This is a genomic window from Pseudomonas sp. Pseusp49 (assembly GCF_059491875.1).
On the sequence record NZ_CP168514.1, the window covers coordinates 977,912 to 993,996 of the forward strand.

A 16,085-nucleotide genomic window follows, 5' to 3' on the forward strand; every position below is an offset into this window, starting at 1 on the left:
ATGAAATTTGTACAAACCGTGTTGGCCGCTTCGCTGGCCATGGTCCTTGCCGCCCAGGCACAGGCCGCTGTTTCAGCCCAGGAAGCTGCCAAACTGGGCGCCAGCCTGACACAGGTAGGGGCTGAAAAAGCCGGGAACGCCGATGGCTCCATCCCCGCTTACAACGGTGGCCTGACCACCGCACCGGCCGGCTTCAAAGCCGGCGACAGCATGCGCCCGGATCCTTTTGCCAGCGAAAAGCCGCTGTTGGTGATCGACGGCAAGAACGTCGATCAATACAAGGGCCTGCTCACGGCAACCACGGTAGAACTGGCCAAGCGTTTCCCGACGTTCCGTGTCGACGTATTCCCGACGCACCGCACCGTTTCGCTGCCTCAAGCGATTCTGGACAACGGCGTGAAGAACGCCAGCGGCGCCAAGTCCCTGGAAGGTGGCCTGGCCATCGACAACGTGCTGCCGGGCATTCCGTTCCCGATTCCGCAGTCGGGCAACGAAGCGATGTGGAACTTCCTGTTGCGCTACCAGGGCGTCAGCATCAGCTCCAAGTACGACTCCTGGAACGTCGACTCCGCCGGTGTGCCGAGCCTGGCGACCACCGGGCAAGCGAACATCTCCTACCCGATCTACGAAAACCTCTCGCAGCCGATCAGCAGCGCCGACGTGTACTACCAGATGAAGCTGGCGTACACCGGCCCTGCGCGCCGGGCCGGCGAGGCGATCATGCTCAAGGACGCCGCCAACCCGTTGCAACAGCCGCGTCGCGCCTGGCAGTACTTGCCGGGTCAGCGTCGGGTGAAACTGGCGCCGAGCCTGGCGTACGACACGCCTAACCCGGGTACCGCCGGTGCAGGCACCTACGACGATGTGTTCGTGTTCAACGGTGCGCTGGACCGCTACGACTGGAAGCTGGTGGGCAAGCAGGAAATGATCGTGCCCTACAACACCTACAAGCTGACCTACGTCCAGGATCCGAAGTCGCTGACCACCGCCAACCACCTCGCGCCGGACTTCGTGCGCTGGGAAAAACACCGCGTGTGGGTGGTCGAAGGCAACCTCAAGGCCGGTGCCCGTCACATCTACGCCAAGCGCCGCTTCTACCTCGACGAAGACAGCTGGACCGCTCTGGCCTCGGATCAATATGACGCCCGTGGTCAGCTCTATCGCGGTTCCTTCGCCTTCCTGAGCCAGAGCTATGACAAGCAGGTTCCGGATTCCACGCCCTTCATGATCTACGACCTGGTGGGTGGTTCGTACAACATCAACGGTGTGGTCGGTCCTTACGGCGGCATCAAGTACATCGAGCCGCTCTCCAAGGCGCAGTGGTCTTCGGAATCGCTGGCAGGCGCCGGCATTCGCTAAGTCAACCGCAAGCAAACGCTCACCCTGTAGGAGCGAGCTTGCTCGCGATGGACCAGAAGGCGACGCGGGCATCCAGACAGCACGCGTCATCGTTCACGACCATCGCGAGCAAGCTCGCTCCTACAAGGGCATGACCTGCACGTCTGGCACACGCAAGTGTGCCTCGACGCGGTTTTCCGAAGAGGACGCAGCATGTGTTCGTATAAAAATAATATTGTGCGTTTGGCGTTCGGTGTTGTGCTCGGCCTGTCGCAGGGCATCGCCCAGGCGGCCGATTACGTCGATGTGCTGGACCTGCCCGCCAGGGTCAGTGCCTTGGCGATCAACAGCCCGTTGTCCGGCATGGCCCGCGCTGGCGGGCGCGTGATTACCGTCGGCCAGCGTGGCCATATTCTGTTTTCCGATGATGCCGGTCAGCATTGGCAGCAGGCCGCCGTGCCGGTCAGCGCCGATCTCACCGCCGTGAATTTTTCAACGCCAGCCCAGGGCTGGGCGGTCGGTAACGACGGTGTAGTGCTGCACAGCAGCGACGCCGGCGCGACCTGGAAGAAGCAACTCGACGGTCGCCAGATCGGCGAATTGCTGGTCAAGCATTACACGGCGCTGGCCAATGCCGAGCCGGGCAACGAGCAATGGCCGCTTCTGGCTACCGAGGGCCAAAGGCTAGTCGATCAGGGCGCGGACAAACCGCTGCTCGACGTCTGGTTCGCCAACGAAAAAACCGGCTATGTGGTCGGCGTGTTCAACCTGATCCTGCGCACCGACGACGGCGGCCAGACCTGGACGCCGTTCCAGGACCGCACCGACAACCCGCAGGGTTTCCACCTCAATGCCATCGCCTCCACTGGCGATGCGTTGTACATCGCCGGCGAGCAAGGCCTGCTGCTCAAGTGGGACGACAGCGCCCAACGCTTCAATGCCGTGCCGACGCCGTATCAGGGCAGCTTCTTCGGCGTGCTCGGCAAGCCCGGCGAAGTGCTGGTCTACGGCCTGCGCGGCAACGTGCTGCGCAGCACCGATGGCGGCCAGAGCTGGACTGCGCTGGACAGCGGCCTGCACGTCAGCATCACCGCGGGCCTGATCGATGCCCGTGGCAATTATCGCTTGTTCACCCAGGGCGGGCAGATGCTGGTCAGCCAGGGGACGGGCGCGCAGATGCATCTGGTGCGGCAACCGGCACCGACGCCGGTCGCCGGCGCTGCCCAGTCCACCGACGGCGCACTGGTGCTGGCGGGAAGCCGTGGTGCCCGGACGCTGTCCGCCGATCCAGCCCTCGAACCCTAAGAGCGAGAACCCAGACATGGGCAACATCAAACAAGACGCCATGCCGGTGATCCGCGATGTGCGTGATTTCGACCACCGCTCCGGCAACCGCCTGGAACGCCTGGTGTTCAACTTCCGTCCGCTGTTCATGCTGCTGATGGCCCTGGCCACCGTGGTGCTCGGCTACATGGCGGCGACGCGCCTGGAGTTGCGCCCCAGCTTCGAAAAAATGATTCCGCAGAGCCAGCCGTACATCCAGAACTTCCTGGAAAACCGCGCTTCCCTGCGCGGGTTGGGCAATTCGGTGCGGGTGGTGGTCGAGAACACCCAGGGCGACATTTTCGACCCCGAATACCTCGACGTGCTCAAGCAGGTCAACGACCAACTGTTCCTCACCGAGGGCGTCGACCGCGCGTGGATGAAGTCGCTGTGGAGTCCGGCGGTGCGCTGGACCGAAGTCACCGAGGACGGTTTCCAGGGTGGCCCGGTGATGCCCGACACCTATTCAGGGCAGCCTGAGCAGATCGAACAGCTGCGCCAGAACATTTCCCGCGCCGGCATTGTCGGCAGCCTGGTGGCCAGCGACTTCAAGTCGACCATGCTGATCGTGCCGCTGCTGGACAAAGCCGCCGCCGGTGGCCAGCGCATCAACTATCACGCGTTCTCGCAGATGCTCGAAGAGCAGTTGCGCGACAAGATCGAATACGCCGGCGACAGCGCTGCGCGTAAATCCGGGGTGGAAGGCACCGGCCATTACAAGGTGCGGGTGATCGGCTTCGCCAAACTCATGGGCGACCTGATCGACGGCCTGATCCAGGTGATGATGTTCTTCGGCTTGGCCGTGGTCACGTCGCTGGTGATCATCTACCTCTACACCCGCTGTGTGCGCAGCACTCTGCTGGTGGTTGGCTGCTCGCTGGTCGCGGTGGTCTGGCAACTGGGCATCGTCGCCTGGCTCGGTTACGCCATCGACCCGTACTCGGTGCTGGTGCCGTTTTTGATCTTCGCCATCGGCGTGTCCCACGCCGCGCAGAAGATGAACGGCATCATGCAGGACATCGCCCGTGGCACCCACAAGCTGATCGCCGCGCGCTACACCTTCCGCCGTCTGTTCATTGCCGGCGTCACCGCGTTGCTGGCCGATGCCGTGGGTTTTGCGGTGCTGATGCTGATCGACATCCCGGTGATCCAGGACCTGGCGATCACCGCCAGCATCGGCGTCGCGGTGCTGATCTTCACCTCGCTGTTGCTGATGCCGGTGGCGCTGTCCTATATCGGAGTTGGCGCCAAGGCCGCCGAGCGCGCGCTGAAAATCGATACCCGTGCCGAAAAGCACAAAGGCTTCGGCCGGTTGTGGGACGCGCTCGATCGCTTCACCACCGCCAAGTGGGCCACGGGCGCCGTGCTGGTCGCGGTGTTGATGGGCATTGGCGGCTACGTGGTCAGCCTCAACCTGAAGATCGGTGACCTGGAAAGCGGTGCGCCGGAGTTGCGCGCCGACTCGCGCTACAACCGCGACAACGCCTACATCACCCAGCATTACGCGCTGTCCAGCGACCTGTTCGCGGTGATGATCAAGACCGCGCCGGAAGGCTGCCTGAACTACAAGACCCTGGTACTCGCCGACCGCCTGGCCTGGGAACTGCAACAGTATCCGGGCGTGCAGGCCACCGCGTCCTTGGTCAATGCGGTACGGCAGATCACCGCCGGCACCTACGAAGGCAACCCCAAGCTCAACAGCATCCAGCGCAACCAGGACGTATTGAACTACGCCGCGCAGCAAGCCTCGGTCAACTCGCCGGAGCTGTTCAACACCGAGTGCTCGCTGATGCCGGTGATCGCGTTCCTCAAGGATCACAAGGCCGAAACCCTCGATGCGGTAGTCGCCATCGCCGACAAATTCGCGAGGGAAAACAGCAGCGAGGATCGCCAGTTCCTGCTCGCCGCCGGCAGCGCCGGTATCGAAGCGGCGACCAACATCGTGGTGCGCGAAGCCAATCACACCATGCTGCTGTACGTGTACGCGGCGGTGACGCTGTTCTGCCTGATCACCTTCCGCAGCTGGCGGGCCACACTGGTGGCGCTATTGCCCCTGGTGCTGACCTCGATCCTCTGTGAAGCCCTGATGGTGGCCATGGGCATCGGCGTGAAAGTCGCGACCCTGCCGGTGATCGCCCTCGGCGTCGGCATCGGCGTGGACTACGCCCTGTACCTGCTCAGCGTGCAACTGCACTTCCAGCGCCAGGGTTTGCCGTTGTCCCAGGCCTACCGCAACGCCGTGTCCTTCACCGGCCGGGTGGTCGGGCTGGTGGGCATCACCCTCGCCGCTGGCGTGGTGTGCTGGGTCTGGTCGCCGATCAAGTTCCAGGCCGACATGGGCATCCTGCTGACCTTCATGTTCCTGTGGAACATGCTCGGTGCGCTGATCCTGATTCCAGCCCTGTCGTATTTCCTGCTGCGTGAACGGGCCCCTCAGCCGGGTACTGAGACTGCCGCCGAAAACACTGAATCCACTGAACGTCCGGGCATGCCCCATGCCCTGACCACTTCCGAGTAAGCCAAGATGTCTGAATACAAAGCTCCCCTGCGCGACATGCGCTTCGTACTCAACGAGGTTTTCCAGGTGTCCCGGCTCTGGGCCAGTTTGCCCGGCCTGGCCGACGTGATCGATGAAGAAACCGCCGCCGCCATCCTCGAAGAGGCTGGCAAGATCACTGGCGAAGTCATCGCACCCTTGAACCGCGCCACCGACGAACAGGGCTGTACCTGGAGCAATGGTTCGGTCACTGCGCCAGAGGGTTTTGCCGAGGCCTATCAAGCCTTCGCCGAGGGCGGTTGGGTCGGTGTCGGCGGTGATCCGCAGTACGGCGGCATGGGCATGCCCAAGGCGATTTCGGCGCAGGTCGAAGAGATGGTCAACTCGGCCAGCCTGTCGTTCGGCCTGTACCCGATGCTGACCGCCGGTGCCTGCCTGTCGATCAAGGCCCACGCCAGCGAAGAGCTCAAGCAACGCTATCTGCCGAACATGTACGCCGGCACCTGGACCGGTTCGATGTGCCTGACCGAAGCCCATGCCGGCACCGACCTGGGCCTGATTCGCACCAAGGCCGAACCCCAGGCCGATGGCAGTTACAAGGTCAGCGGCAGCAAGATCTTCATCACCGGCGGCGACCACGACCTGACCGAGAACATCATCCACCTGGTACTGGCGCGCCTGCCGGATGCACCGGCGGGGCCGAAGGGCATCTCGCTGTTCCTGGTGCCCAAGGTGCTGGTCAACGCCGACGGTTCGCTGGGTGAAAACAATGCGCTGTCGTGTGGCTCCATCGAACACAAGATGGGCATCAAGGCCTCCGCCACCTGCGTGATGAACTTCGATGGCGCCACCGGCTGGATCGTCGACGCGCCGAACAAAGGCCTGGCGGCGATGTTCACCATGATGAACTACGAGCGTCTGGGTGTGGGCATCCAGGGCCTGGCCCAGGGCGAGCGTTCCTATCAGAACGCCGTCACCTACGCCCGCGACCGTCTGCAAAGCCGTGCACCGACCGGTGCGCAGAACAAGGACAAGGCCGCCGACCCGATCATCGTGCATCCGGACGTGCGCCGCATGCTGTTGACCATGAAAGCCTTGAACGAAGGCGGCCGTGCGTTCTCCAGCTACGTAGCGTTGCAGCTGGACACGGCCAGGTACAGCGAAGACGAAGTCACACGCAATCGTGCGCAGGAACTGGTGGCGCTGCTGACCCCGGTGGCCAAGGCGTTCCTCACCGACATGGGCCTGGAAACCACCCTGCACGGTCAGATGGTCTTCGGCGGCCACGGCTACATCCGCGAGTGGGGTCAGGAGCAACTGGTGCGCGACGTGCGCATCACCCAGATCTACGAAGGCACCAACGGCATCCAGTCCCTGGACCTGGCCGGGCGCAAGATCGTCGGCAGCGGCGGGGCGCTCTACCGCTTGTTCGCCTCGGAAATCCGCAACTTTACCGCTAACGCCAGTGCCGACCTCGACGAGTTCACCAAGCCGCTGAATGCCGCCGTGGACACCCTCGACGAGCTGACCGCGTGGCTGCTGGACCGGGCCCAGGGCAACCCGAATGAAATCGGCGCGGCCTCGGTCGAGTACCTGCACGTGTTTGGCTACACCGCATACGCCTACATGTGGGCGCGCATGGCCAAGGCCGTCATCAGCGGGGATGCCGAAGACGACTTCTACACCAGCAAACTGGCCACCGCGCGTTTCTACTTCGCCCGGTTGCTGCCGCGTATCCACTCGTTGAGCGCATCGGTCAAGGCCGGTAGTGACTGCCTCTACGAGCTGAAAGCCGATCAGTTCTGATCCAAGGACAAGGAACTCCAACCATGCTGAAAACAAAAATAATCCCGCCCGCCGACGGCGCTTATGCCTATCCCTTGCTGATCAAGCAATTGCTGCTGTCCGGCGTGCGTTACGAGCCGGGCCGGGAAATCGTCTACGCCGACAAACTGCGCTACAGCTACCAGACGCTCAACCAGCGCATCCGCCGCCTGGCCAATGCGCTGACGGCGGCCGGGGTCAAGGCCGGTGACACTGTGGCCTTGCTCGACTGGGACAGCCACCGCTACCTGGAATGCTTCTTCGCCGTGCCGATGATCGGCGCGGTGCTGCACACGGTGAACATTCGTCTGTCGCCGGAGCAGGTGCTGTTCACCATGAACCACGCCGAGGATGACCTGGTGCTGGTGCATGACGACTTCCTGCCCCTGGTCGAACAGATCCACGGACGGCTGGAAACGGTAAAAGGCTACCTGCAGCTCACCGATGACGAGGCGACCGCAACGTCGCTGCCGGTGCTCGGTGAGTACGAGCAGTTGCTGTCCCTGGCCCCGGACCAGTACGACTTCCCGGATTTCGACGAGAACTCGGTCGCCACGCTGTTCTACACCACCGGCACCACCGGCGACCCGAAAGGCGTGTACTTCAGCCATCGGCAACTGGTGCTGCACACCCTGAATGCCGTCGGCACCCTGGGCGTCTATCAAGGCCAGCCGCTGCTGCGTTCCGACGATGTGTACATGCCGATCACGCCGATGTTCCACGTGCATGCGTGGGGCGTGCCGTATGTCGCGACCCTGATGGGCATCAAGCAGGTCTACCCGGGCCGCTACGAACCCAACAGCCTGGTCAAGCTGTACCGCGAAGAGAAGGTGACCTTCTCCCACTGCGTGCCGACCATCCTGCAGATGATCCTCAACTGTGAGCAAGGCAAGGCGACCCGTTTCGACGGCTGGAAAATGCTCCTCGGCGGCAGTGCGCTGACGCTCGGCATCGCCAGTGAAGCCAGCGCCAAAGGCATGGTGGTGCACGCCGGCTACGGCATGTCGGAAACCTGCCCGTTGCTGTGCCTGACCTACCTGCGCGACGAGGACCTTCAGCTATCCGCCGAAGCCCAACTGCCGATCCGCATCAAGACCGGCACACCGGTGCCGCTGGTCGACCTGAAGATCATCGACGCCGAAGGCAACGACGTGGCCCATGACGGCGAGTCCCTGGGCGAGATCGTGGTGCGCGCGCCGTGGCTGACCCAGGGCTATCTGAAAGCCCCGGACAAAGGCGCGGAGCTGTGGCACAACGGCTGGCTGCACACCGGCGACATGGCCTCGATCGACCAACAGGGCGGCGTGGAAATCAAGGACCGCATCAAGGACGTGATCAAGACCGGCGGCGAGTGGATCAGCTCCCTGGAACTGGAAAGCCTGATCAGCGAACACCCGGGCGTGATGTCGGTCGCGGTGGTGGGCATCGTCGATGAGCAGTGGGGCGAACGGCCCATGGCCATGGTGGTGTGCGAGCCGGGGCAATACCTGGACCGCAAGATCCTCGAGACGCACCTGCAAGCCTTCGTCGACGGCGGCCGCATCAACAAATGGGCGATCCCCAAGCAGTTCAAGTTCGTCGCCGAAATCCCCAAGACCAGTGTTGGCAAGATCAACAAGAAGCTGATTCGGGAAACGGAAGTGAACTGAGGGATAAAGCCAGAAACCTTGTAGGAGCGAGCCTGCTCGCGATGGACTAGAGAGCGCTGCGTTTAACCAGGAAACCCGCGTAATCGTTAACGACCATCGCGAGCAGGCTCGCTCCTACAGGAATCCACCGGCGCCGGGCGGTTTCCGGATAGCCCGCTTGGCGTGATCTTTGTCATAGTCCTGGCCAGAGATAACGCCCCGTTGGTCGCAGTTTTCAGCGCTTGTGCCAAGCTGAACGGGGTATTGAACCGCTGTGCATCAGTCAAACCCCAGGAAGCCCACGACATGAACCTCACCCGTGCATCAAACGTCCGCCACGAGTTCTACAAGGCCGTCTGGTTCTACTTCAAAGTGGTGTGGCCGATCTTCTCGATACTGCTGCTGGTGATCATTGCGTTCGGCCTCATCATCGCCCACCTGGAAGGGTGGAGCCCGTATGACGGCGTCTACTTCGCCTTCGTGACCGGCCTGACCATCGGCTACGGAGAACTGGTGCCCAAACTGGGCGTGTCACGGGTACTGGCGATCCTGCTGGGTTTCAATGGGGTACTGATGACGGCGACATTCGCGGCGATCAGTGTCCGGGCGATTGAAGTGACGGTGACGGCGTCACGGCAGAAGGACGTCGAGTAAGGACGTGATAGCCACAGCCTCCGGGGCTCAATGCGAGTGTCGGTGATGGATGTCGGGAAAGTGCGGATGACTGTGGACGATCGGTGAGTGCTGGTGCACATGGCTATGGGGTTGCTCACCATTCCACTCAAAGTCGTGCTCATGCTGATGATGCTCATCATGGACGTGTTTATGGTCATGGATTTGCGGTTCGTGCCGATGCTCGTGTGAGTGACTCTCGGTCAGATGAATCCAGACCCCAAGCCCCATCAGGCCGGCAGCGATCCAAAACACCCACGTTACGGCTTCACCGAAAAACAGGATCGCGATTGCGGCTCCCAGGAACGGGGCCGTAGAAAAGTAAGCCCCGGTGCGCGCCGTACCAAGCCCCCGCAACGCCAGGACGAACAGCACCAGACTCACGCCATACCCCAAAAAGCCCACCAGCAGGGTTGGCCCAAGCAGCGACCATGCTGGCAGGTGCATGCCCAGCGCGATTCCCAGCGCGCAATTGACGACCCCAGCTACCAACCCTTTGGTGCCGGCAATAAACAACGCATCCGACGCAGACACCTTGCGGGTGAGGTTGTTATCAATGGCCCAGCAAAAACAGGCCAGCGCCACCGCGACAGGTCCCAACCAGCCATGAACCTCTGCCGAAGTGCGAGGCCACGCCAACAATACGCCCCCGGCGACAATGGCGATCATCCCCGCAACAATGCGCCGGTCTGCGTTCTCTCTGAACACCACCCAGGCCATCAGTGCGGTCAACACGGCTTCCAGGTTCAGTAACAGTGATGCGGTGGTGCCAGAGGTGAGGGTCAGTCCAAACATCAATGCAACCGGCCCCAGAACGCCACCGAACACAATGGCCCCGATGAACCATGGCCATTCAGGGGCCGTTAGGCCTGTTGGCTGCCAGCCACGATCACGCATCAGGCGGGTTAGCGTCAGCCCGACGCCACTGCCCAGGTAAAGCAGGCCGGCGAGGAGAAGGGGGGACACATTCAAGCCTAGCCACTTGGCCAAGGGCGTGCTGGCGCCGAACAGGGCCGCAGCGCCCAGGGCGTAGAGAATGCTTTTGGTCATGGTGGTTCCGGGGCTCAGGGAAGATAGTCGTGAACAGGATACGCTCAGTGCAGGAAATGAGCGCTTGTGGCCTGCCCGCGATGATTTCCCGACACCTGCCGTGAATCATTGAAAGCCCCCGATCACTTCAAGGCTAACCTGAATCTCGACCCCAACACATAACCCTGTGGGAGCGGGCTTGCTCGCGAAGGGGCCAGTACATTCAACATCAATGTTGTCTGGACTGACGCCTTCGCGAGCAAGCCCGCTCCCACAGGTATTCATCCGGGCTCCTTCCGACTAAGCCTCCCAACCCGCCCCACTCACCGCCGCCTGCACCAGCGGGTGCAAATCCGCCCCCTGGTGCTCCGTCTGCCAGGCAAGTAATTCCTTGCGCATGCTCGGTGCCCAGTACATCTGCAGATGATTGCGCACGCTGAGCACCGCCTGTTGCTGGTCCGGCTGGCTGGCGAAGTACTGGGCGATCTGGTTGGCCATCTTGATCAGGTTGTCAGTACTCATCGGCGCACCTCGGCTTTATCACCACGGGCGTGGCGGCGATCCTTGAGCAAACGGTCCTGTTCTTCGCTGAACTCCTGGAAGCGCTTCTGCCACTCCGAAGGGTGATACACGCGGCTGACTTCCACGGCCGTGACCTTGTACTCCGGACAGTTGGTGGCCCAGTCGGAGTTGTCGGTGGTGATCACGTTGGCCCCCGATTCCGGGAAGTGGAAAGTGGTGTACACCACGCCCGGGGCGACCCGTTCGGTGATCCGCGCACGCAGCACGGTCTGCCCGGCGCGGCTGCCGATGCCGACCCAGTCTCCTTCGTTGATGCCACGGCTCTCGGCGTCGGTCGGGTGGATTTCCAGACGGTCTTCGTCGTGCCAGGCCACGTTGTCGGTGCGCCGGGTCTGGGCGCCGACGTTGTACTGGCTGAGGATGCGCCCGGTGGTCAGCAGCAGTGGATAACGAGTGTTGACCTTCTCCTCGGTGGGCACGTAGCCGGTGAGCATGAAACGCCCCTTGCCGCGCACGAACTCCTCGATGTGCATGGTCGGCGTACCGTCCGGCGCCTCGGCGTTGCACGGCCATTGCAGGCTGCCGTGGCGGTCCAGTTCGGCGTAGCTGACGTTGGTGAAGGTCGGCGTCAGGCTGGCGATTTCATCCATGATTTCCGATGGGTGCTTGTAGTTCATCGGGTAACCCAGGGCATTGGCCAGGGCCACGGTGCCTTCCCAGTCGGCCTTGCCGCCCAGCGGGTCCATGACCTTGCGCACCCGGGAGATGCGCCGTTCGGCGTTGGTGAAGGTGCCGTCCTTTTCCAGGAACGAACTGCCCGGCAAAAACACGTGGGCGAACTTGGCGGTTTCGTTGAGGAAAATATCCTGCACCACCACGCACTCCATGGCCGACAGGGCGGCGGTGACGTGCTGGGTATTCGGATCGCTCTGGGCGATGTCTTCGCCCTGGCAATACAGGCCCTTGAAACTGCCGGCCAGGGCCGACTCGAACATGTTGGGAATGCGCAGGCCCGGATCGGGTTGCAGGGTGACGTTCCACGCCTGTTCAAACTGCGCCCGCACCACCTCGTTGGAAATGTGTCGGTAGCCAGGCAACTCGTGGGGGAAAGAGCCCATGTCGCAGGAACCCTGCACGTTGTTCTGCCCCCGCAACGGGTTCACGCCCACGCCTTCGCGGCCGATGTTGCCCGTGGCCATGGCCAGGTTGGCGATGCCCATCACCGAAGTACTGCCCTGACTGTGTTCGGTGACGCCCAAACCGTAGTAGATCGCCGCATTGCCACCGGTGGCATACAAGCGCGCAGCTGCACGGATGTCGGCAGCGGGTACACCGCAGACAGGGCCAAGGGCTTCCGGCGAGTTTTCCGCACGGCTGACGAACTCACTCCAGGTCGCGAAATCGCTGCCCTCGCAACGCTCGTCGATAAAGGCCTGGTTGAGCAGCCCTTCAGTGACGATGACATGGGCCAAGGCGTTGAGCATGGCGACGTTGGTACCGGGGCGCAGGGCCAAATGGTATTCGGCGCGGGCATGCACCGAGTCCACCAGATCGATGCGCCGCGGGTCGATGACGATCAGCCGCGCGCCTTCACGCAGGCGGCGTTTGAGCTGGGAGGCGAACACCGGGTGGGCGTCGCTGGGGTTGGCGCCCATCACCAGGATCACGTCGGCCTGCATCACCGAGTCGAAACTCTGGGTACCGGCGGACTCGCCCAAGGTCTGTTTCAAGCCATAACCGGTCGGCGAGTGGCAGACCCGCGCACAGGTGTCGACGTTGTTGTTGCCGAACGCGGCGCGCACCAGTTTTTGCACCAGGTAGGTTTCTTCGTTGGTGCAGCGGCTGGAGGTGATGCCACCGATGGAATCGCGGCCATATTTCTGCTGCAGCCGGCGGAATTCGCTGGCGGCGTAGGTCACCGCTTCATCCCAGCTGACTTCCTGCCACGGGTCGTTGATGTGCTTGCGGATCATCGGCTTGGTGATGCGATCCGGGTGAGTGGCGTAGCCCCAGGCAAAGCGCCCCTTGACGCAGGAGTGGCCGTGGTTGGCCTGGCCGTTCTTGTCCGGAACCATGCGCACCAGTTGGTCGCCTTTCATCTCGGCGCGGAACGAGCAGCCCACGCCGCAATAGGCGCAAGTGGTGATCACGCTGCGTTCTGGCTGGCCCAGTTCGACCACGCTTTTTTCCATCAGCGTTGCGGTCGGGCAGGCTTGTACACAGGCACCGCAGGACACGCATTCCGAGTCGAGGAAGTTATCCCCACCGGCGGCCGCCACCCGGGATTCGAAACCGCGCCCGGTAATCGTCAGGGCAAAGGTGCCCTGGGTTTCTTCGCAGGCGCGCACGCAGCGGTTGCAGACGATGCACTTGCTCGGGTCGTAGTCGAAATACGGGTTGGACGTGTCCTTCACATCGGCCAGATGGTTGTCGCCCTCATAGCCGTAACGCACCTCCCGCAGGCCGACCTGACCGGCCACGGTTTGCAGCTCGCAATTGCCGTTGGCCGAGCAGGTCAGGCAGTCCAGCGGGTGATCGGAGATGTACAACTCCATGACGTTACGGCGCAGGGTCGCGAGCTTCGGCGTCTGGGTGTGCACGCTCATGCCTTCAGTAACCGGCGTGGTGCAGGACGCCGGATAACCGCGCATGCCGTCGATCTCCACCAGACACATGCGGCAGGAGCCGAAGGCTTCCAGGCTGTCGGTGGCACAGAGTTTCGGAATGGTGGTGCCCAGCAGCGCGGCGGCGCGCATCACCGAGGTGCCTTCGGGTACGCTGATGCTGCGGCCGTCGATGCTCAGGGTGACTTGCACCTCGCTCTCACGGGCAGGAGTGCCGAGGTCGATATCGGTGTTCGGGTCGAAGAGAGTAATCATTGCTCGGCCTCCGAAGGCTGCAAGCCGAAGTCGGCGGGGAAGTGCTTGAGGGCGCTGGCAACCGGGAAGGAAACCATGCCGCCCAACGCGCACAGCGAACCGTATTGCAAGGTGTCGCACAGGTCCTTGAGGATGATCACCTGCTCATCGCGACCGTTCTGGTCCGGTGCGGCCAGCAGGCGGTCGATCACCTCCACGCCACGGGTCGAGCCGATGCGGCACGGCGTGCATTTGCCACAGGATTCCTCGGCGCAGAACTCCATCGCGAAACGCGCCATATGGGCCATGTCCAAGGTGTCGTCCGCCACCACCACACCACCGTGACCGAGCATCGCGCCGATGGCGGCGAAGGCTTCGTAATCCAGCGGCGTGTCGAATTGCGACGGCGGCACCCAGGCACCGAGCGGGCCGCCCACCTGCGCAGCCTTTAGCGGCCGGCCACTGGCGGTACCTCCGCCGTAATCTTCCACCAACTCCCGCAGCGTCAGGCCAAAGGCCCGTTCCACCAGTCCACCGTGACGAATATTGCCCGCCAGCTGGAAAGGCATGGTGCCCAGGGAGCGGCCCATGCCGTAATCGCGATAGAACTGCGCGCCCTTGGCCAGAATCTGCGGCACCGAGGCCAGGGTCAGCACGTTGTGCACCAGCGTCGGCTGACCGAACAGCCCCTTCAACGCCGGAATCGGTGGCTTGGCGCGGACGATCCCGCGCTTGCCTTCGAGGGAGTCCAGCAGCGCGGTTTCTTCACCGCAGATGTACGCACCGGCACCGACGCGCACTTCCATATCGAAGGCCTGACCACTGCCGCCGACATTGGCGCCCAGGTAACCGTTCTCCCGGGCAATCTGCAGCGCGTTGCGCAGGGTGGCCACGGCATCCGGATATTCCGAGCGCACATAGATGTAGCCATAGGTGGCGCCGACAGTAATGCCGGCAATGGCCATGCCTTCGATGAGCAGGAAGGGGTCGCCTTCAATCAGCATACGGTCGGCAAAGGTGCCGGAGTCGCCTTCGTCGGCGTTGCACACGATGTACTTCTGCGCCGCTTCGGTCGCACGCACCGTGCGCCATTTGATTCCGGCGGGGAAGGCTGCGCCGCCACGGCCACGCAGGCCTGAATCGAACACTGCCGTGGCAGTTTGCTCGCCACCGATGGCGACGGCCCTTGTTAAACCTTCGAAACCGCCGTGAGCCCGGTAATCGTCCAGCGACAGTGGCCGGGTAATGCCGGCGCGGGCGAACAGCAGGCGTTGTTGAGTCTTCAGATAAGGCAGTTCCTCCACCAGGCCCAAGGCCAGTGGATGAGTGGACGGCTCGCCTTGCAGCGCATCGAGTACCGACGGCACATCGGTGGCCGTCAGCGGCCCGAAGCCAATACGACCTTGCGGGCTATCCACCTCCAACAATGGTTCCAGCCAATACAGCCCGCGCGAACTGGTGCGCTGCAGCTCCAGCGGCAGATTGAGTTCCTTGGCCTGAGTGATCAGGGCCGTGGAGACCTCGTCGGCGCCCACAGCACGGGTAAGAGAATCACAGGGCAGATAAAGAGTCGGCATCACGCGTCCTCCCGGCAAGCGTCGAGCAAAGCATCCAGACGCTCGGCACTGAGCCGCGCATGCACCCGGCCATCCAGCTCCAGAGCCGGCGAACAGGCACAGGCCCCAAGGCAATACACCGGACGCAAACTGATGCTGCCATCGGCGCTACTACCGTGGTCATCCAGTTGCAGACGCTCACGCAACTGCGCAGCCAACTGCTCGGCACCGCGACTCTTGCACGACTCGGCCCGGCACAGCCGCAGGATATGCCGCGCAGGCGGCGCAGTACGGAAGTCATGGTAAAAACTGATCACCCCACGAACCTCGGCCTGGCTCAGGTTCAGGGCATGGGCAATCTCGGGGACGGCGACATCGGGGACGTACCCAATGCGCTCCTGAATATCATGAAGAATGGGCAACAGCGCACCCGCAGAGCCCTTGTGGCGCTCCAGCAAACTGTTGACCACAGGCAGGTGCAACATCTCATCAGGCATTCAGCAATCCTCACGGTCACGGACAAACCAGAAGGTCGTCGGTCGTCCGAAAGTGTCGGCTGCGGCACTCACACCACGTCACGGTATCGTGGCAATTTGGCCGTTGGCCAGGGCACCCTGAGCGGGCATCTTGTTGTGCCCGGCACGGTCTTCGCCGCACCTCTACTGGGCATAAAGGGCAGCTTGCCACGCCGCTATTGATCGACCTGCACCAAAGCGACGTGCTCGGTTCTGCCTACGACTATCCATTAAGTCTAGATGAGTGCCGCACGGGGCGTTCACACACTGGCCTAATGCCGAAAGGGCCTGTCGATGACTGATGTATAGCAAGCATTACCGGT

The 16,085-nt window shown here is 62.7% G+C and carries 11 protein-coding genes; 6 read left to right on the forward strand and 5 right to left on the reverse strand.

All coding sequences use genetic code 11. The features are described from left to right. The 6 genes from ACEN83_RS04260 (at position 1) to ACEN83_RS04285 (ending at position 9,264) form a co-directional block, all read left to right on the forward strand. A complete protein-coding gene (locus ACEN83_RS04260) occupies positions 1 to 1,359 on the forward strand; it encodes a DUF1329 domain-containing protein (protein WP_495579585.1) in 1,359 nt (452 codons plus the stop codon). A gap of 192 nt (positions 1,360 to 1,551) precedes the next feature. Beyond that, positions 1,552 to 2,643, forward strand: coding sequence for a WD40/YVTN/BNR-like repeat-containing protein (locus tag ACEN83_RS04265; protein WP_495579586.1), 1,092 nt, complete (start codon positions 1,552 to 1,554; stop codon positions 2,641 to 2,643). A gap of 16 nt (positions 2,644 to 2,659) precedes the next feature. Then, positions 2,660 to 5,179, forward strand: coding sequence for an efflux RND transporter permease subunit (locus ACEN83_RS04270; protein ID WP_495579587.1), 2,520 nt, complete (start codon positions 2,660 to 2,662; stop codon positions 5,177 to 5,179). 6 nt (positions 5,180 to 5,185) lie between these two features. After that, a complete protein-coding gene (locus ACEN83_RS04275; RefSeq protein ID WP_495579588.1) occupies positions 5,186 to 6,964 on the forward strand; it encodes an acyl-CoA dehydrogenase C-terminal domain-containing protein in 1,779 nt (592 codons plus the stop codon). 23 nt (positions 6,965 to 6,987) lie between these two features. Further along, a complete protein-coding gene (locus ACEN83_RS04280; RefSeq protein ID WP_495579589.1) occupies positions 6,988 to 8,631 on the forward strand; it encodes a fatty acid--CoA ligase in 1,644 nt (547 codons plus the stop codon). Positions 8,632 to 8,916: 285 nt separating this feature from the next. Beyond that, entirely contained in the window at positions 8,917 to 9,264 is a 348-nt protein-coding gene (locus ACEN83_RS04285) for a potassium channel family protein (protein WP_495579590.1), read from the forward strand. A gap of 27 nt (positions 9,265 to 9,291) precedes the next feature. On the opposite strand, the gene ACEN83_RS04290 is transcribed toward ACEN83_RS04285, so the two are convergent. The 5 genes from ACEN83_RS04290 to ACEN83_RS04310 all read right to left on the reverse strand — a co-directional run bounded on the left by ACEN83_RS04290 (position 9,292) and on the right by ACEN83_RS04310 (position 15,744). Then, complete coding sequence (locus tag ACEN83_RS04290; RefSeq protein ID WP_495579591.1) at positions 9,292 to 10,332, reverse strand: DMT family transporter; 1,041 nt, start codon at positions 10,330 to 10,332, stop codon at positions 9,292 to 9,294. Between the two features lie 279 nt (positions 10,333 to 10,611). Then, the gene (locus tag ACEN83_RS04295) at positions 10,612 to 10,833 is read right to left on the reverse strand and encodes a formate dehydrogenase subunit delta (RefSeq protein WP_116581062.1); all 222 of its coding nucleotides are present in this window, start codon (positions 10,831 to 10,833) and stop codon (positions 10,612 to 10,614) included. Next, entirely contained in the window at positions 10,830 to 13,712 is a 2,883-nt protein-coding gene (gene fdhF / locus ACEN83_RS04300) for a formate dehydrogenase subunit alpha (protein ID WP_495579592.1), read from the reverse strand. The genes ACEN83_RS04295 and fdhF overlap by 4 nt, the downstream gene beginning before the upstream one ends. Continuing rightward, positions 13,709 to 15,268: a formate dehydrogenase beta subunit gene (locus ACEN83_RS04305; protein WP_495579593.1), complete on the reverse strand. Its 1,560-nt coding sequence runs from the start codon at positions 15,266 to 15,268 to the stop codon at positions 13,709 to 13,711. Before ACEN83_RS04305 ends, fdhF begins: the two co-directional genes overlap by 4 nt. Next, a complete protein-coding gene (locus tag ACEN83_RS04310; RefSeq protein ID WP_056855147.1) occupies positions 15,268 to 15,744 on the reverse strand; it encodes a formate dehydrogenase subunit gamma in 477 nt (158 codons plus the stop codon). The genes ACEN83_RS04305 and ACEN83_RS04310 overlap by 1 nt, the downstream gene beginning before the upstream one ends. Positions 15,745 to 16,085 lie beyond the last annotated feature (341 nt).